At 36.3% G+C, this 17,038-nt stretch carries 18 protein-coding genes; 16 read left to right on the plus strand and 2 right to left on the minus strand.

The genetic code is table 11. The annotated features are described in order from the left end of the window. Nucleotides 1–13 precede the first annotated feature (13 nt). From ACLBXA_RS02935 to ACLBXA_RS03005, 15 genes are all read left to right on the plus strand, one after another. Complete coding sequence (locus tag ACLBXA_RS02935) at nucleotides 14–2,158, plus strand: HD family phosphohydrolase (RefSeq protein ID WP_000091515.1); 2,145 nt, start codon at nucleotides 14–16, stop codon at nucleotides 2,156–2,158. Beyond that, on the plus strand, nucleotides 2,155–2,625 hold the full coding sequence (ybeY, locus tag ACLBXA_RS02940) for an rRNA maturation RNase YbeY (RefSeq protein WP_000054680.1): 471 nt from the start codon (nucleotides 2,155–2,157) through the stop codon (nucleotides 2,623–2,625). The genes ACLBXA_RS02935 and ybeY overlap by 4 nt, the downstream gene beginning before the upstream one ends. Continuing rightward, the gene (locus ACLBXA_RS02945; RefSeq protein WP_000715475.1) at nucleotides 2,622–2,975 is read left to right on the plus strand and encodes a diacylglycerol kinase family protein; all 354 of its coding nucleotides are present in this window, start codon (nucleotides 2,622–2,624) and stop codon (nucleotides 2,973–2,975) included. Before ybeY ends, ACLBXA_RS02945 begins: the two co-directional genes overlap by 4 nt. Nucleotides 2,976–3,074: 99 nt before the next feature. After that, the gene (locus ACLBXA_RS02950) at nucleotides 3,075–3,473 is read left to right on the plus strand and encodes a cytidine deaminase (RefSeq protein ID WP_001086287.1); all 399 of its coding nucleotides are present in this window, start codon (nucleotides 3,075–3,077) and stop codon (nucleotides 3,471–3,473) included. Beyond that, nucleotides 3,466–4,371, plus strand: a complete 906-nt coding sequence (gene era, locus ACLBXA_RS02955; RefSeq protein ID WP_001080236.1) for a GTPase Era — start codon at nucleotides 3,466–3,468, stop codon at nucleotides 4,369–4,371. Before ACLBXA_RS02950 ends, era begins: the two co-directional genes overlap by 8 nt. Before the next feature lie 176 nt (nucleotides 4,372–4,547). Beyond that, the gene (locus tag ACLBXA_RS02960; protein ID WP_000883924.1) at nucleotides 4,548–4,691 is read left to right on the plus strand and encodes a YqzL family protein; all 144 of its coding nucleotides are present in this window, start codon (nucleotides 4,548–4,550) and stop codon (nucleotides 4,689–4,691) included. 33 nt (nucleotides 4,692–4,724) lie between these two features. Then, nucleotides 4,725–5,471, plus strand: coding sequence for a DNA repair protein RecO (gene recO, locus ACLBXA_RS02965; protein WP_000487007.1), 747 nt, complete (start codon nucleotides 4,725–4,727; stop codon nucleotides 5,469–5,471). A gap of 107 nt (nucleotides 5,472–5,578) precedes the next feature. Next, a complete protein-coding gene (locus ACLBXA_RS02970; RefSeq protein ID WP_000583756.1) occupies nucleotides 5,579–6,211 on the plus strand; it encodes a helix-turn-helix transcriptional regulator in 633 nt (210 codons plus the stop codon). 29 nt (nucleotides 6,212–6,240) lie between these two features. Continuing rightward, nucleotides 6,241–7,053, plus strand: a complete 813-nt coding sequence (locus tag ACLBXA_RS02975) for a pyruvate, water dikinase regulatory protein (RefSeq protein ID WP_000368949.1) — start codon at nucleotides 6,241–6,243, stop codon at nucleotides 7,051–7,053. 635 nt (nucleotides 7,054–7,688) lie between these two features. Beyond that, a complete protein-coding gene (locus ACLBXA_RS02980) occupies nucleotides 7,689–7,832 on the plus strand; it encodes a hypothetical protein (RefSeq protein ID WP_000479749.1) in 144 nt (47 codons plus the stop codon). Nucleotides 7,833–7,913: 81 nt separating this feature from the next. Next, nucleotides 7,914–9,710: a DNA primase gene (gene dnaG / locus ACLBXA_RS02985; protein WP_000528221.1), complete on the plus strand. Its 1,797-nt coding sequence runs from the start codon at nucleotides 7,914–7,916 to the stop codon at nucleotides 9,708–9,710. 59 nt (nucleotides 9,711–9,769) lie between these two features. Continuing rightward, nucleotides 9,770–10,897 carry an RNA polymerase sigma factor RpoD gene (gene rpoD / locus ACLBXA_RS02990; RefSeq protein WP_000764066.1) on the plus strand — a complete coding sequence of 376 codons (1,128 nt, stop codon included), beginning with the start codon at nucleotides 9,770–9,772 and terminating at the stop codon, nucleotides 10,895–10,897. Nucleotides 10,898–11,283: 386 nt separating this feature from the next. Continuing rightward, the gene (cccA, locus tag ACLBXA_RS02995; protein WP_000828142.1) at nucleotides 11,284–11,640 is read left to right on the plus strand and encodes a cytochrome c550; all 357 of its coding nucleotides are present in this window, start codon (nucleotides 11,284–11,286) and stop codon (nucleotides 11,638–11,640) included. A 165-nt stretch (nucleotides 11,641–11,805) separates the two neighbouring features. Next, complete coding sequence (locus ACLBXA_RS03000; protein WP_001006546.1) at nucleotides 11,806–12,513, plus strand: tRNA (adenine(22)-N(1))-methyltransferase; 708 nt, start codon at nucleotides 11,806–11,808, stop codon at nucleotides 12,511–12,513. Beyond that, entirely contained in the window at nucleotides 12,510–13,631 is a 1,122-nt protein-coding gene (locus ACLBXA_RS03005) for a Nif3-like dinuclear metal center hexameric protein (protein WP_098832682.1), read from the plus strand. The genes ACLBXA_RS03000 and ACLBXA_RS03005 overlap by 4 nt, the downstream gene beginning before the upstream one ends. A 40-nt stretch (nucleotides 13,632–13,671) precedes the next feature. Here the strand turns inward: ACLBXA_RS03005 and ACLBXA_RS03010 are convergent, their stop codons facing one another. Next, nucleotides 13,672–14,622, minus strand: coding sequence for a 4-hydroxy-3-methylbut-2-enyl diphosphate reductase (locus ACLBXA_RS03010; protein ID WP_000706658.1), 951 nt, complete (start codon nucleotides 14,620–14,622; stop codon nucleotides 13,672–13,674). Nucleotides 14,623–14,711: 89 nt separating this feature from the next. Further along, the gene (vrrA, locus tag ACLBXA_RS03015; RefSeq protein WP_000484178.1) at nucleotides 14,712–15,443 is read right to left on the minus strand and encodes a VrrA/YqfQ family protein; all 732 of its coding nucleotides are present in this window, start codon (nucleotides 15,441–15,443) and stop codon (nucleotides 14,712–14,714) included. A gap of 181 nt (nucleotides 15,444–15,624) precedes the next feature. Here vrrA and ACLBXA_RS03020 point away from each other — a divergent pair, with 181 nt between their 5' ends. After that, complete coding sequence (locus ACLBXA_RS03020; protein WP_000192443.1) at nucleotides 15,625–16,935, plus strand: DEAD/DEAH box helicase; 1,311 nt, start codon at nucleotides 15,625–15,627, stop codon at nucleotides 16,933–16,935. Nucleotides 16,936–17,038 lie beyond the last annotated feature (103 nt).

Genomic DNA, 17,038 nt, shown 5'->3' on the forward strand with positions numbered 1-17,038 from the left:
AGGTATTGAAATCATGTCAAGATCTCAAGAAATTTCTAAGTGGTTTCGTAATTTACAACATTCGAAAAAACTAAGTTGGATTTCTTACGTTGTATTAGGAGCAGTGCTGTTTTTTGCGCTTATGAATAATGTAAAACCAGAGCAATTAGATGTTAACATGTATTCTATTGCGAAAAAGACAATCCATTCTCCTATAAAAATTGAAGATAAAGTTACAACGGATAAAAAGAAAAAAGAAGCCTCTACAAAAGTTGAAGATCAATATACATATAAAAGTGAGTATAAACAAAATAAAGTTGATATTGTGAATGACGTCTTTGCTAAAGTGGATGAAGTGGTGCAAGAGATTAAAGCTGTTGGACCGGATGATCAAAAAAAGATGACTGATGCTGAGAAAGTGGACAAGTTAAAAAAGAAACTACCCGCTGACTTAACGAAAGAATTATCTGATTCAAACTTACTAAATTTGATTAATGCAGATTCGAGCCAATTAGTATTAGCGAAAGATGCTGCGGTCACAGCGATTAATAGTATCATGACTGAGCACATTAAAATGGACGAATTGAAAGATGCGAAAGAACGATATGTAAGTGAGATGAATAGTGTTAATGTTGATAATGGTTTAAAAGAGTCAATTAAGGCGCTAGGAAGATATGCAATTTCAGCGAATTATTTTTATGACCCGATCTTAACGAAAGAGAAGAGAAAAGCAGAGGAAGATTTAGTTCCACCTGTTTATATTCTTCAAGGACAAGTTCTCGTTAGAGAAGGTGAAACAATTTCAAGTGATGTGTATAATCAGTTGAAATTAGTTGGCTTGTTAGAAAAAGGGAACGGTTTTCAACCTTATGTTGGATTAGCGGTACTCATTGGTGTGTTACTATACTTTATGCATAAACAATTTGAATTATTTTTAAAGAGAAAAAGAGAAGATAGACCGTATGTTTTAGCGTATATCACAATTTTGTCTATCACAATCGTTTTAATGAAAATCATTAGTTTGTTTCAAAAACTTGAATATGCAGGGATTGCATATGTTGTCCCGGTTGCGATGGGAACAATACTTGTGAAATTAATGATTGGTGATCGATTTGTCTTTTTAACGAGTATGATTTTTTCTGTATGCGGAAGTATTATGTTTAATGAAGGAGTAACGAGTACATTAAATTATAGTGTAGGGATTTACGTATTGTTAAGTTCATTATCGGTTAGTATTTTCTTGAGAGAAAAAAATCGTCGTACAATGATTTTACAAGCTGGTATACTCGTTTCTGTATTAAATGTAGTCGTATTGGCGGCGCTCTTATTATTACGTAATGGGAATTTTTCGCCTCTTGAAATTGGTACGCAATTATTAATGGCTTCACTTTCAGGGATTATATCATCCGTTTTGGCTATGGGGATTTTACCATATTTAGAAAGTGGACTTGGAATCGTATCAAGTATGAAGCTTATGGAACTATCAAGTCCAAATCATCCGCTTTTACGCAGAATTTTGTTAGAAGCGCCAGGGACATATCATCATAGTGTAATGGTAGCGAATCTTTCTGAAGCTGCTTGCGAAGCAGTCGGGGCAAATGGTGTATTAGCGCGTGTAGGGGCATATTATCATGATGTAGGAAAAACAGTACAACCACAATTCTTTATTGAAAACCAAATGGGGATTGAAAACCCGCATGATAAATTAGATCCTGTAACGAGTAAAGATATTATAATTGCTCACGTAACGGATGGAGTAAGAATGCTCGAAGAATATCATATTCCACAAGAAATTATTGATATCGCTGGGCAACATCACGGTACAACGTTACTGAAATATTTTTATTATAAAGCGATTAAAGAAGATAAAGAAAAATATACAGAAGAGATGTTCCGTTATCCGGGTTCAAAAGCAACTTCGAAGGAATCGGCAATTGTTGGTATTGCTGATAGTGTAGAAGCTGCGGTACGTTCTATGAATCACCCAACGCCAGAACAAATTAATAATTTAGTGCAAAGCATTATTAAAGATCGATTGCAAGACGGTCAATTTAGTGAATGTGATTTGACGTTTAAGGAACTACAAATCGTTGGGAAAACGTTATGTGAAACGTTAAATGGTATTTTCCATTCGCGTATTACATATCCGGAAATTCCGGAAGAAAAGGAGAAAGAATGAGTTTGTTAATTGATTTTATTGATGAAACAGAAGAAGTAAAAGAAGCGTATATGAGTTTAATTCGTGAAGTGTTAGAAAAGGCAGCTCAAATGGAAAATATCGAGGATGGCGCGGAGGTATCGGTGACATTTGTAGATAATGAGCGCATTAGAGAAATTAATCGTGATTACCGAGATAAAGATCAACCTACAGATGTAATATCCTTTGCCATGGAAGAGATGGGAGAAGGGGAAATGGAGATTGTTGGTGCAGAGATGCCGCGCATGTTAGGTGATCTTATTATCTCTATTCCAAGGGCGAAAGAGCAGGCTGAAGAGTACGGCCATTCTTTCGATCGTGAACTTGGATTTTTGGCGTTACATGGCTTTTTACATTTGCTTGGTTATGATCACATGACAGAAGAAGAAGAAAAAGAAATGTTCGGAAGACAAAAAGAAATTTTAGAAGCTTTTGGATTAGGACGATGAAAAAAGGAAAACTTATAGATAGTTTTGGATATGCTATAGCTGGTATGTTCTTTTGTCTTCGTCATGAACGAAATATGAAAATTCATTATTTAGCCGCAGTCATTGTTATATGCTGCGGCTTTTATTTCCATATTACGAAAATAGAGTGGATGATATTACTTATTGTAATAGGGAGTGTAATGAGTTTAGAAATGGTAAATACGGCTGTAGAAAAAACAGTAGATTTAGCGACTGCTGATATTCATCCGTTTGCAAAAATTGCAAAGGATGTTGCAGCAGGAGCGGTTTTATTGTTTGCAATTATAGCTGTTATAATTGGTGCTATTATCTTTTTACCGTATATGGTATAGTTGCATTCCGAAGCTTTTATTAAGCTTTGGAAGTGCCGTAAGGGCCTTTAATGAGAGAGTGTATCTCTTCATAGCTGTGAACAGGAAGGATGCGGGAATATGAATAGTAAACAATTAATTTTAGAAGCAATCGAAGCGCGTAAACAAGCGTACGTACCATATTCTAAATTTCAAGTAGGTGCAGCATTATTAACGAGCGATGGAAAAGTATATCGTGGATGTAATGTTGAGAATGCATCATATGGCTTATGTAATTGTGCTGAAAGAACAGCTTTATTTAAGGCGGTTTCTGAAGGAGATAAAGAATTTGTAGCCATTGCGGTTGTAGCAGATACAAAGCGTCCAGTACCTCCTTGTGGAGCATGTCGACAAGTTATGGTAGAATTATGTAAACAGGATACGAAAGTATACTTATCAAATTTACATGGTGACGTTCAAGAGACGACAGTCGGAGAATTGTTACCAGGAGCATTTTTAGCGGAGGATTTACATGAATAGAAAAGGTTATAAATCAGGTTTTGTCTCTATTATTGGCAGACCGAATGTTGGAAAATCTACATTTTTAAACCGTATTATCGGCCAGAAAATTGCTATTATGAGTGATAAGCCACAAACGACTCGTAATAAAATTCAAGGTGTATATACAGAAAATGATTCACAAGTTATTTTCATTGATACACCAGGAATACATAAACCTAAACATAAATTAGGCGACTTCATGGTAAAGATGGCTCAAACGACATTGAAAGAAGTTGATATTGTTCTGTTTATGGTCAATGCAGTTGAAGGATTTGGTCGTGGTGAGGAATTCATCATTGAGAAATTAAAAGAAACGAAACAACCAGTATTTTTAGTAATTAATAAAATTGACCAACTTCATCCAGAACAATTACTAGAGTTAATTGATCAATATCGTAAACTACATGAGTTTGCAGAGATTGTACCAATTTCTGCGTTAGACGGTAATAATGTGGATGCTTTAATTGGAACAATTAAAAAGTATTTACCAGAAGGACCACAATACTATCCAGATAATCAAGTAACGGATCATCCGGAGAGATTTATTATTGCGGAGCTTATTCGTGAGAAAGTACTACATTTAACACGTGAAGAAGTGCCGCATTCTGTGGCTGTTGTTATCGATGCGATTCAAAAGCGTGAGGGCGGCGCAGTTTATATAAATGCAACGATTGTTGTTGAACGTGCATCGCAAAAAGGAATCATCATCGGAAAACAAGGGAAAATGTTAAAAGAAGTTGGTAAGCGAGCTCGTTTTGATATTGAAGCGCTACTTGGTTCTAAAGTATTTTTAGAAGTATGGGTAAAAGTGCAAAAAGATTGGCGTAACAAGCTGTCACAGCTTCGAGACCTTGGTTTCCGTGAAGACGAGTATTAAAATATAGTAAAGCTGTAATCAGTGGATGGTTTGTTCATCCGCTGATTATTGGTTTTTATGAACTTTGATAAATTAGGAAAAATTTTTCTCACATGAAAATGGACAAAATGGGTCAATTTAATAACAACAAAGGAAATTGGTTTATAGGCTACGCTTATTGAGAAAGGTGGATTCTTATGCTAGATTTTACCTGGAAGTTTTTCTCCAAAACAGGAAGCATTGAAACGTACTTGCTTTTGAAAGAAATGGAAAAAGACGTAAACGATGAGATGGATCAACATGAAGAGGAGCTAGCACATCTAGACTCTCCAATTTCTTGACCCGTTTTGTTCAAACCTTGGATGGTGACGAACATGTTTCAAAAAGTTGAGGGCATCGTTATCCGTACGACAGATTACGGAGAAACGAACAAGATTGTTACAATATTCTCAAGAGAACTTGGTAAGATAAGTGCAATGGCAAGAGGGGCAAAAAAACCGAAAAGCCGGTTAGCATCTGTGTCGCAATTAATGACACATGGCCATTTTCTTATTCAAATGGGATCAGGGCTTGGAACATTGCAACAAGGCGAGATTATTTCAACTATGAAAGAAATTCGCGAGGATATATTTTTAACTGCTTATGCATCATTTATTGTTGAGTTAACTGATAAAGCAACAGAAGATAAAAAACATAATCCGTATTTATTTGAAATGTTATATCAAACGTTGCATTATATGTGTGAGGGTGTTGATTCAGAAGTATTATCATTAATTTATCAAACGAAAATGCTTCCGGTATTAGGGATGCGCCCGTACTTTGATACATGTGCGATTTGTCATCAAGAAACAGACTTTGTCGCCTTCTCCGTCAGGGAAGGCGGTTTTCTGTGCTCACGTCATGCAGAGCAAGACCCATATCGTATACCGGTAGGAGAAGCTGTTCATAAATTATTACGTCTTTTCTTCCATTTCGATTTACATAGGCTCGGAAATGTATCGGTAAAGGATAGCACAAAAAAACAAATGCGTTTAGTATTGAATACATATTATGATGAATATTGCGGAATTTATTTGAAATCAAGACGTTTCTTAGAACAACTTGATAAGTTTCAAATATAATTTTGGGCCGTATACGGTCCTTTTTACATACTTTCTTTTTCGAATAGCATATTTAGTATATAATATTTAAGAGATAGTATAACTTTTTTCGTTGTGCATTAAAGGTGGTGATTATCATAGAGCTGAATAAACGGCAAGAACATATCATTCAGATTGTAAAAGATCACGGTCCTATTACAGGGGAATCAATTGCAGCGCAATTGGGTCTAACACGTGCGACGCTAAGACCAGACTTAGCAATTTTAACGATGGCTGGTTATTTAGAAGCACGTCCACGTGTAGGTTATTTTTATACGGGTAAAACTGGGGGACAGCTATTATCTGAAGCTGTTAAGAAAATTAAAGTACAAGATTATCAATCTAGACCGGTTGTAATTGATAAAAATGTTTCCGTATACGATGCAATTTGTACGATGTTTTTAGAGGACGTTGGTACATTGTTCGTTGTAGATCAGATGACTCTATTAGTTGGGGTTGTGTCTCGTAAAGATTTATTAAGAGCGAGCTTAGGAAAGCAGGATTTAACCTCTCTTCCGGTTAATATTATCATGACAAGGATGCCAAACATTGCGATGTGTCGTAGAGAGGATTCTTTATATGATATTGCGATGGAATTAATAGAAAGACAGATTGATGCAATGCCAGTTGTAAAAGATACGAAACAAGGTTTAGAAGTGATTGGGCGAATTACAAAAACAAATATTACACGTGCGTTTGTAAATTTAGTAAATAACGAATAAGTGTAATTTGTTTAAAGTGAGGTAATGTAATGGATAATAAAATCGTATATGTCGTATCTGACTCTGTAGGGGAAACGGCTGATTTGGTTGTTCGAGCAGCAATGGGGCAATTCCCGTTTGCTCCTGATATTAGACGTGTACCGTATGTAGAAGATACAGGGACATTAAAAGAAGTGATTTCGATTGCTAAGAGTAATCAAGCACTTATATGTTTTACGTTAGTTAAGCCTGATATGCGCCAGTATTTAGTGACGGAGGCTGCAAGAGAAGGGGTAGAGGCATACGATATTATCGGCCCTCTTATTGATCAAATTGAAGAAATTACGGGGCAAGTGCCGAGGTATGAGCCAGGTGTTGTCCGTAGGTTAGATGAAGAATACTTTAAAAAAATTGAAGCGATTGAGTTTGCTGTGAAGTATGATGACGGCAGAGATGCAAGAGGTATTTTAAAAGCAGATATCGTGTTGATTGGTGTTTCGCGTACATCAAAAACACCACTTTCTCAATATTTAGCTCATAACAAACGCTTGAAAGTTGCGAATGTACCACTCGTACCAGAAGTTGACCCACCTGAAGAACTATATCAAGTGGCAAAAGAAAAATGTTTCGGTTTGAAAATTACGCCAGATAAGTTAAATCATATTCGAAAAGAACGATTAAAATCACTTGGATTAAGTGATGGAGCAACGTATGCAAATATTAATCGTATTCAAGAAGAAATTGATCACTTTGAGGAAGTAATTAGTAAAATAAATTGCCAAGTAATCGATGTATCTAATAAAGCGATTGAAGAAACAGCAAATATTATTGTGAATGCAGTGCAAAACCAAAAAATGTTTTAGCACATTTACCAAAGGTGAATGTGCTTTTTTCGCTCTGGTGAAATATGATATCTATGGATTTTGTAATAGATTGTAGTGTAATGGTTATACTTATACTCCTTTGTCTTTTAGTATATTCAAGGTGTGAGTTTGTCATCCTGAAATGTAAGATGAAAAAATAAAGGGATATGTAGCGTAGTTGAAGAAAATATATTATAATAAAAAATTGTGATAAAAACCTATATTTTACGTTTAGACTTTAATTTTTCAGAATAAACTAGGGATAGGATTTACGAAAAAGACATGTAATTACGTTAAATCGACAAAATCTATACAAGAAAACGCACATTATGGAAGGATTCACAGAAGGGATGTAGAATACAGAAATATGCAAAACATCAACAACATATTAGTTGGTATAGATGCATGTCCCGTGAAGAATGAAATTGTGCAAGTTGGAGCGGAATTTCATGTCGGAATTTTGTTTGTCGCATCATATGCTCATCCTTTAAGGAAATAGCAAGGCAATTGGATCTTTGTAGATACTGAACAAAATGGAGTTGATTGTTATATGGATCAACATGAAAAAGCTACAGATCTCAAGATCAAACAGTATATGTGACTTGCTACTGTTCTTGTAAAAAGGTGTATATGTATTGTTTCTAAGAGGTACATTTGTAACAGATGAGCAAATGTATACAATTTTATATAGCAGGTATGTATCTGCGATTTATGCAGATAAAGGACCTATAGGAAAGGTTCAAAACCGTTTATACAATGTAATCGGCAACACTTTCTAACAAGTTTAGAAAAATATTGTCGAATTATAAAGGAATTTTTTAATTTATATCGAATACAAAATACGACACGGAGATGGAGTTATGGGGAACAGAATTCCCGAAGAAGTTGTTGAACAGATTCGGACATCATCCGATATTGTAGAAGTAATTGGTGAATACGTTCAACTTAGAAAACAGGGGCGTAACTATTTCGGCCTTTGTCCATTTCATGGTGAGAATTCTCCTTCATTCTCTGTTTCATCTGATAAGCAAATTTTTCATTGCTTCGGATGTGGAGAAGGCGGAAATGTATTTTCATTTCTAATGAAAATGGAAGGACTGGCTTTTACCGAGGCTGTTCAAAAGCTAGGCGAAAGAAATGGAATTGCGGTTGCAGAGTACACATCAGGGCAAGGACAACAAGAAGACATATCTGATGACACTGTCATCATGCAACAAGCTCATGAATTATTGAAAAAGTATTATCATCATTTATTAGTAAATACGGAAGAGGGAAATGAAGCACTTTCATATTTATTAAACCGTGGTATTACGAAAGAGATGATTGAGAAGTTTGAAATTGGTTATGCATCACCTGCTTGGGATGCAGCGACGAAAATTTTACAAAAAAGAGGTTTATCGCTGTCTAGTATGGAACAAGCTGGCCTTCTAATAAGAAGTGAGAAGGATGGTAGTCATTACGATCGCTTCCGTGGAAGAGTTATGTTCCCGATCTATACGTTACAAGGTAAGGTGATAGCGTTTAGTGGAAGGGCGTTAGGAGATGACACTCCAAAATATTTAAATAGCCCGGAAACGCCAATTTTTCACAAAAGTAAATTGTTGTATAACTTCCACCAAGCAAGACCGTTTATTAGAAAGCGTGGGCAAGTGGTTCTTTTTGAAGGATATGCCGATGTACTAGCTGCGGTAAAAAGTGGCGTGGAAGAAGCCGTTGCGACAATGGGAACGGCTTTAACTGAAGAACAAGCAAAACTTCTGCGACGTAACGTTGAAACTGTTGTTCTTTGCTATGATGGTGATAAAGCAGGGCGAGAAGCGACGATGAAAGCAGGGCAATTATTGCTAAAAGTTGGTTGCCAAGTGAAAGTCACATCCTTGCCAGATAAGCTTGATCCTGATGAATATGTGCAACAATATGGGACTACCGCTTTTGAAAATCTTGTGAAATCAAGTGTGAGTTTTGTTGGTTTTAAAATAAATTATTTGCGTTTAGGGAAAAATTTGCAAGATGAGTCTGGCAAAGAAGAATATGTGAAAAGTGTTTTAAAAGAGTTATCGTTGTTACAAGATGCGATGCAGGCAGAGTCATATTTGAAGTCATTATCGCAAGAATTTTCGTATTCAATGGAAACACTTTTGAATCAATTGCACCAATATCGCAAAGAACAAAAGGTACAGCAAAAACAAATAAAGCAGGTTGCTAAACCGTCTCAAGTCGTTCAAACAAAACCGAAGTTAACAGGTTTTGAAAGAGCGGAAAGAGAAATTATTTACCATATGTTGCAAAGTGCAGAAGTAGCTGTTCGTATGGAATCCCATATAGAAGATTTTCATACAGAAGAACATAAAGGGATTTTATATGAACTATACGCATATTATGAAAAGGGAAATGAACCTTCAGTCGGAACATTTTTAAGTTGGCTCTCTGATGAAAAGTTGAAAAATATTATCACTGATATTTCGACGGATGAATTTATTAATCCAGAATACACAGAAGAAGTGTTGCAAGGCCATTTGGAGACGCTTAGACGGCATCAGGAAAAACTTGAAAAGATGGAGATCATCTTTAAAGTGAAACAAATGGAAAAAACAGATCCTGTAGAGGCTGCTAAATATTATGTAGCATATTTACAAAATCAAAAAGCGAGAAAATAGCTTTTTTGATAAAGTTTTAGTATAATGAATGTTTGTATCTCGCGTAAGGAGGGGAACAGATGGCTGACAAACCAGCTCGTTCTAAACAAATTGAAACTGAAATGACCCTTGAGCAAGTGAAAGAGCAACTCACTGAGCTCGGAAAAAAACGTGGCGTTCTTACATATGAAGAGATTGCAGAACGCATGAATGGATTTGAAATTGAATCCGATCAAATGGATGAATACTATGAATATTTAGGTGAACAAGGCATTGACTTAGTTGGTGATAATGACAACGAAGAAGGCCCTAATAATCGCCAAATTACAAAAACAGAAGAAGAGTTTGACCTCAATGATTTAAGTGTACCACCTGGGGTTAAAATCAACGATCCTGTTCGCATGTATTTAAAAGAAATTGGTCGTGTAGACTTACTATCTGCAGAAGAAGAAATTCGACTTGCAACGCGTATTGAAGAAGGCGATGAAGAAGCGAAACGTCGTCTTGCAGAAGCAAACTTACGTCTTGTAGTAAGTATTGCAAAGCGCTACGTAGGCCGTGGTATGCTTTTCTTAGACTTAATTCAAGAAGGTAATATGGGTCTAATTAAAGCTGTTGAAAAGTTCGATTATCGTAAAGGTTTCAAATTTAGTACGTATGCAACTTGGTGGATTCGCCAAGCTATTACACGTGCCATTGCAGACCAAGCGCGAACAATTCGTATTCCAGTTCATATGGTTGAAACGATTAATAAGTTAATTCGTGTACAACGTCAATTATTACAAGATTTAGGTCGCGAACCGTCTCCTGAAGAGATTGGTGAAGAAATGGATCTTGCTCCAGAAAAAGTACGTGAAATCTTAAAAATTGCACAGGAGCCAGTTTCTCTTGAAACACCAATTGGTGAAGAAGATGACTCCCATTTAGGTGACTTTATTGAAGACCAAGAAGCAACATCGCCTGCGGACCATGCAGCCTATGAATTGCTAAAAGAACAATTAGAAGATGTGTTAGATACACTAACAGATCGTGAAGAAAATGTTCTGCGTCTTCGTTTCGGTTTAGATGATGGACGAACTCGTACGCTTGAAGAAGTTGGGAAAGTATTCGGCGTAACGAGAGAGCGTATCCGTCAAATTGAAGCAAAAGCACTTCGCAAATTAAGACATCCAAGTCGTAGTAAGCGTCTTAAGGATTTCTTAGAATAGGTTATTTTTTAAGTTTACTTCACCTTTGTGAAGTAAACTTTTTTATTTTGTTAATTTTTGTTAAAATTTAGCTATCGGCAACGATTACAATTTCTTGTAATTTATTTTACAGAATTGTCTTTTGATTTGCAAATGCTCATTTTTCGATTTTTCGATTAATTTTGTTTATTCTATACAAAAATATATGTAGAAAAGCGAAAAATATGATGAGAAACGTTAATAATTATCGAAATAATAAGCTATATGACAATAAAAAACAATAAACTGAATTTATGGAATATTTTTAACAAGTAGTAGTTTACTCTTTTCTGATAGAGCGTTTTCAAGTACAATGGAAATGACTGAATCATCTAACTATTTAGGGGTATAGAGGGGGGAGAAGAGATATGAAACGTAATCCGCTGATTCCGTTCGCTCTTATTGCAGCATTAGGTATTATCGTTATGTTTGTATTTTCATTTCAGGGGCTAAATAAATCTAAAGAGTTAGCTGATGCAAAAAATGGCGGGAAGCCAGCACAAACAGCATCAAAACCAGAGGATATTGTGAAGCAAAGCTGTACGAGCTGCCACGGTGATCAGTTACAAGGGGCGGTAGGACCTAACTTACAAAAAATTGGTGGGAAACTTTCAAAGGATGAAATTAAAGAAATTCTTTCGAAAGGAAAGGGCAATATGCCTGCTAATATAGTTCCAGCTGATCAAGCCACTAAAGTAGCTGATTGGTTATCGAAGAAAAAATAAAGTCCCGTATGACAAGCCTTTTGCTTATGCAAATGGCTTGTTTTTCTATATTTTCTAAAATACGATGAATGATATAGAAGTGAATTGTTGTTATGGGCTTGCAACAACTACTATAAATTCATTATCATGGAGACAGACTGACAAGAGAAGGAGTAATGGAAATACATGAATGAAGTAAAGCTTTCAAAACGATTAGAAGAAGTTGTGCGTGAAATACCAGTAGGATCTACAGTTGCTGATATTGGATCGGATCATGCGTATTTACCGTGTTATACAATTATAAATAATATTGCTACAAAAGCAGTTGCAGGAGAAGTTGTAGATGGACCATTTCGTTCTGCACAAGCAACTGTAGCTGAAAGTGGCTTACAAGATAAAGTAGATGTACGTAAAGGGAATGGATTAGCTGTTATCGCGCCAGGAGAAGTAGATGTTATTACGGTTGCTGGAATGGGCGGAGCGTTAATTCGTGACATTTTAGAAAGTGGTAAAGAAAAATTAGAAGGTGTAACACGTTTAATTTTACAGCCGAATATTGCAGCACATCATATTCGTGAATGGTTTGTTGAAAATGGTTGGGAGCTTATCCATGAAAAAATCGTAAAAGAAGATGGGAAAATTTACGAGATTTTAGTAGGAGAGCGAGGAAATGTCGAAGCACCTTACTCGGAAAATAAACAAGCGGGATTGTTTATGGGGCCATTTCTAATAAAAGAGAAAAATGAAGCTTTTGGTGAGAAATGGGAAGGGGAATTGAAAAACTTCCAAAATATTTTAAAACAGTTAGAACGTGCGGCTAATTCTGAAGAAACAAAAGCGAAACGTGCAGAAGTAGAAGCGAAAATGAAAATGATAGGGGAGATTTTATCATGAGTAAAATTCCAAACGGCCATGAAATTATTTCTTTATTTGAAAGTATGTATCCGAAGCATTTGGCGATGGAAGGAGATAAAATTGGTCTGCAGATTGGAGCGCTTAATAAATCTGTACAACACGTATTGATTGCGTTAGATGTAACGAAGGAAGTTGTGGAGGAAGCGATTCAATTAGGAGCGAATGTCATTATCGCGCATCATCCTTTAATTTTTAATCCGTTAAAAGCGATTCATACAGATAAAGCGTACGGAAGAATTATTGAAACGTGTATTAAAAATGATATTGCCATTTATGCAGCGCATACAAATGTGGATGTTGCCAAGGGCGGAGTAAATGATTTACTTGCTGAGGCGTTAGGGTTGCAAAATACAGAAGTTCTAGCACCAACATATGCGGAAGAAATGATAAAAGTTGTTGTGTTTGTGCCAGTAACTCATGCAGAAGAAGTACGAAAAGCATTAGGAGACGCAGGTGCTGGTCATATCGGCAATTATAGCCACTGTACGTTTAGTAGCGAGGGTACAGGTACGTTTGTACCTCAAGAGGGGACAAATCCTTATGTAGGGGAAACTGGACAGTTAGAGCGCGTAGAAGAAGTGCGAATCGAAACGATTATTCCAGTTTCACTACAACGAAAAGTGATTAAAGCGATGGTAACGGCACATCCATATGAAGAAGTAGCGTATGATGTGTATCCACTTGATAACAAAGGCGAAACATTAGGGCTTGGGAAAATAGGATACTTAAAAGAAGAAATGACACTTGGACAGTTTGCAGAACATGTAAAGCAATCATTAGATGTAAAGGGTGCACGAGTTGTTGGGAAATTAGATGATAAAGTGCGCAAAGTAGCTGTACTTGGTGGTGATGGTAACAAATACATCAATCAAGCTAAATTTAAAGGAGCGGATGTATATGTAACAGGTGACATGTATTATCATGTTGCTCATGATGCGATGATGCTCGGTTTAAATATAGTTGACCCAGGACATAACGTTGAAAAAGTAATGAAGCAAGGTGTGCGAAAGCAATTACAAGAAAAAGTGGATGCAAAGAAACTCAATGTACACATTCATGCTTCGCAATTACATACAGATCCATTTACATTTGTATAAGAAAAATAAAAACCGTTGCTCATATAGGCAACGGTTTTTATTATTGTTCTTTTTTCACTTTTACACGAGGTAATATTTTTTGTAACGGTACTTTTCGAACTCTCTCCCATGTAGCGGGATTCATTGGGTCATATTGATCTAAGAAAGCGATAACTTCTTTTGTAATTGGAGTTGGAGTAGAAGCGCCTGCTGTAACAGCTACGTTTTCTACACCTTGTAGCCACTCTAATTGGATTTCGCTTACATCAGCAACTCGATATGCTTTTGTACCTGCGATTTCTTGTGATACTTGTGCTAAGCGATTTGAATTGTTACTTTTCGGATCACCAACAACAATTGTTAAGTCTGCAACATCAGCTTGTTTAGCGACAGCTTCTTGGCGAACTTGGGTTGCTAAACAAATTTCTTTATGGAATTCTGCTGTTGGGAATTTTTTTTGAATGTCCTCCATCAAATGTTGAACATCCCATTGACTCATTGTTGTTTGATTCGTTACTAAAATTTTATCTGTTGGGATTTCTAATGTTTTTAAATCATCGGCTCTTTCGATAAGGTGAACGATGTCAGGTGCAATACCGACTGCGCCTTCTGGCTCTGGATGATTTTTTTTACCGATATAAATGACATGATACCCTTCCGCTTTCTTAGCTTCGATAAGGTCATGCGTCTTGGTAACATCTGGACAAGTGGCATCGATTGTTGTTAAACCTTTTTCTTTTGCACGTTGTTTAACTTCTGGAGAAACACCGTGTGCAGTGAAAATAACAGTACCAGAATCAATTTTATCTAAAATTTCTAAGCGACTTGGACCGTCTAATGTGATGATTCCATCTTCTTCAAAAGCGTCTGTAACATGTTTATTGTGAACAATCATACCTAAAATATAAATGGGTCTCGGCAATGATTTATCTAATGCGGCGTTACGTGCAATTACCATTGCATCGACAACACCGTAGCAATAACCACGAGGGGAAATTTTAACAATTTTCATATGAGTAATCCTCTCCTTCTAAACAAGGGATACTTTTGTGCATAGTCTTTTACATTATAAAGGAGGAGTGGATAGAAAACAAAGGATTGTTACACATATAGTTTTGGTTTTGTTGCTGTTTGTTGAACTGGTTCTTTCGGTAACTCTTTTTCTATTACAGGTTCAATCACTATTTTCTTTCGTTTTCGTTTCTTTTTTTGAGGTGTAGGAGGCGGACTTTTTACCTCAACTGGCTCTGTTACATTTTCCGTTTGATTTTCTTCCGTACTTTTTCCAGAGGTGAGGATTTTAACAATGCTTGGTAGACTACGCATAATAGGACCGTACTGTTCGACGACAGGACCTACAGATTGAACGACTTGGGATACTTTTTCGATGTTATTTATCATATTAGTTGGATTCGAAATTAAATTCGAAAAAAAACTGCCGATGCCACTGCTTGCTGCAGCTGTAGTTGCTGCCCCGCCGCGCGTTTCATTTGATTCATACATTTGAGGCGGTATCATTTGCTCAGGATGTTGCTGCATGTATGGTTGATATTGTGGATGTTGCTGAGGATATTGTTGCTGGTATTGCTGCTGATATTGCTGTTGATATTGCTGCGGCGGTGGTTGCTGATGCATCATCGGTGGGCCTTCCATTTGTCGGTAAGGCGGAACCATTTGCATAAAAGGCTCGGTTGGATCGTGTTTTTTAAAAAGCTTAGCAAGAAAACCTTTCTTTTTTTGCGCCATTGGTGGTAGTTGTGGAATGGGATATGGTGTATAAGGTTGTTGTCCTTGATTCGGATACATTTGCCTTGTAGGGGATTTCGGAAACATGTGAGAAATCCTCCTTTCTTCAGTTAGGTATATACACATACAATATGCAATAAAAGGGAAGAAGGTTAGTTTTTGAAGTGAAAACCTAAACTAAAGATGGATTTTACTTGTAGATTTCGATATAATGTAGACTTGACTGATTTGTGCGCGCAGTAGAAATTTTAGAAAGAAGGTGTAACTTATGACACAAAAAACTTTTACACAGTATGATTTTAAACCATTTTTAATAGATGCAGTTCGTGAACTACGCTTTACAGAGCCGACAGGAATTCAGCAGAAAATTTTCCCGGTCGTGAAAAAAGGTGTAAGTGTAATTGGGCAATCCCAAACAGGTTCTGGGAAAACACATGCATACTTACTTCCTACATTAAACAGAATTAATGCAAGCCGTGAAGAAGTACAACTTGTTATTACAGCACCTACTCGTGAGTTAGCACAACAAATTTACGAAGAGATTGTGAAATTAACAAAATTCTGTGCGGAAGATCAAATGATTACAGCGCGTTGTTTAATTGGTGGAACTGATAAACAACGTTCAATTGAAAAATTGAAAAAACAACCTCATATCGTAGTTGGGACACCAGGGCGTATTAAAGACTTAGTTGAAGAACAAGCATTATTTGTTCATAAAGCAAATACGATTATTGTCGATGAAGCAGACTTAATGCTTGATATGGGATTTATTCATGATGTAGATAAAATTGCAGCACGTATGCCTAAAAACTTGCAAATGCTAGTTTTCTCTGCAACAATTCCTCAAAAACTAAAACCGTTTCTGAAGAAATATATGGAGAATCCAGAGCATATTCATATCAATCCAAAACAAGTTGCAGCTGGAAACATTGAACACTATTTAGTGCCTTCTAAACATCGTAATAAAATTGATTTAGTGAATAAAATGCTACTTCAATTTAAACCGTATTTAGCAGTTGTTTTCACGAATACGAAAAAGATGGCGGATCAAGTTGCTGATGGATTAATGGAACGCGGCTTAAAAGTTGGACGAATTCACGGGGATTTATCACCACGTGATCGTAAAAAAATGATGAAACAAATTCGTGACCTTGAATTCCAATATATTGTTGCGACTGATTTAGCAGCACGTGGTATTGATATTGAAGGGATTAGCCATGTTATTAACTATGAGCTACCATCAGATTTAGATTTCTTCGTTCACCGCGTTGGAAGAACAGCACGTGCGGGGCATTCTGGTATTGCAGTGACGATTTATGATCCAGCAAACGAAGAAGCGTTAGATAGCTTAGAAAAACAACGTCATATCGAGTTTAAACATGTAGATTTACGTGGAGATGAGTGGGCGGATTTAGGTGAGCGTCGTCGTCGTAAGAGCCGTAAAAAACCAAATGACGAACTTGATGTTATGGCAACAAAAGTTATTAAAAAACCGAAAAAAGTAAAACCAAACTATAAACGTAAACTTGCAACAGAACGTGACAAAGTGAAGAGAAAATATAGCAATAAAAAAAGATAAGGGGTTTCCCTTATCTTTTTTTAATCCCGCTAATTTAAATGAAAAGTATAGTCTGTTTAAATAGTCAAATAAATTTGTGTAGTGCGTCTTTTGTGAACAAACA

It is taken from the genome of Bacillus sp. D48C, from assembly GCF_053345735.1.

What these genes read in the sequence shown, in the direction of transcription:
- ACLBXA_RS02935 (WP_000091515.1), top strand. Translation starts at nt 14, where the DNA reads ATGTCAAGATCTCAAGAAATTTCTAAGTGGTTTCGTAATTTACAACAT.
- cccA (WP_000828142.1), top strand. Translation starts at nt 11,284, where the DNA reads ATGAAACGTAATCCGCTGATTCCGTTCGCTCTTATTGCAGCATTAGGT.
- era (WP_001080236.1), top strand. Translation starts at nt 3,466, where the DNA reads ATGAATAGAAAAGGTTATAAATCAGGTTTTGTCTCTATTATTGGCAGA.
- dnaG (WP_000528221.1), top strand. Translation starts at nt 7,914, where the DNA reads ATGGGGAACAGAATTCCCGAAGAAGTTGTTGAACAGATTCGGACATCA.
- rpoD (WP_000764066.1), top strand. Translation starts at nt 9,770, where the DNA reads ATGGCTGACAAACCAGCTCGTTCTAAACAAATTGAAACTGAAATGACC.
- ACLBXA_RS02950 (WP_001086287.1), top strand. Translation starts at nt 3,075, where the DNA reads ATGAATAGTAAACAATTAATTTTAGAAGCAATCGAAGCGCGTAAACAA.
- ACLBXA_RS03005 (WP_098832682.1), top strand. Translation starts at nt 12,510, where the DNA reads ATGAGTAAAATTCCAAACGGCCATGAAATTATTTCTTTATTTGAAAGT.
- ACLBXA_RS02960 (WP_000883924.1), top strand. Translation starts at nt 4,548, where the DNA reads ATGCTAGATTTTACCTGGAAGTTTTTCTCCAAAACAGGAAGCATTGAA.
- vrrA (WP_000484178.1), bottom strand. Translation starts at nt 15,443, where the DNA reads ATGTTTCCGAAATCCCCTACAAGGCAAATGTATCCGAATCAAGGACAA.
- ybeY (WP_000054680.1), top strand. Translation starts at nt 2,155, where the DNA reads ATGAGTTTGTTAATTGATTTTATTGATGAAACAGAAGAAGTAAAAGAA.
- ACLBXA_RS03000 (WP_001006546.1), top strand. Translation starts at nt 11,806, where the DNA reads ATGAATGAAGTAAAGCTTTCAAAACGATTAGAAGAAGTTGTGCGTGAA.
- ACLBXA_RS03010 (WP_000706658.1), bottom strand. Translation starts at nt 14,622, where the DNA reads ATGAAAATTGTTAAAATTTCCCCTCGTGGTTATTGCTACGGTGTTGTC.
- ACLBXA_RS02975 (WP_000368949.1), top strand. Translation starts at nt 6,241, where the DNA reads ATGGATAATAAAATCGTATATGTCGTATCTGACTCTGTAGGGGAAACG.
- ACLBXA_RS02945 (WP_000715475.1), top strand. Translation starts at nt 2,622, where the DNA reads ATGAAAAAAGGAAAACTTATAGATAGTTTTGGATATGCTATAGCTGGT.
- ACLBXA_RS03020 (WP_000192443.1), top strand. Translation starts at nt 15,625, where the DNA reads ATGACACAAAAAACTTTTACACAGTATGATTTTAAACCATTTTTAATA.
- recO (WP_000487007.1), top strand. Translation starts at nt 4,725, where the DNA reads ATGTTTCAAAAAGTTGAGGGCATCGTTATCCGTACGACAGATTACGGA.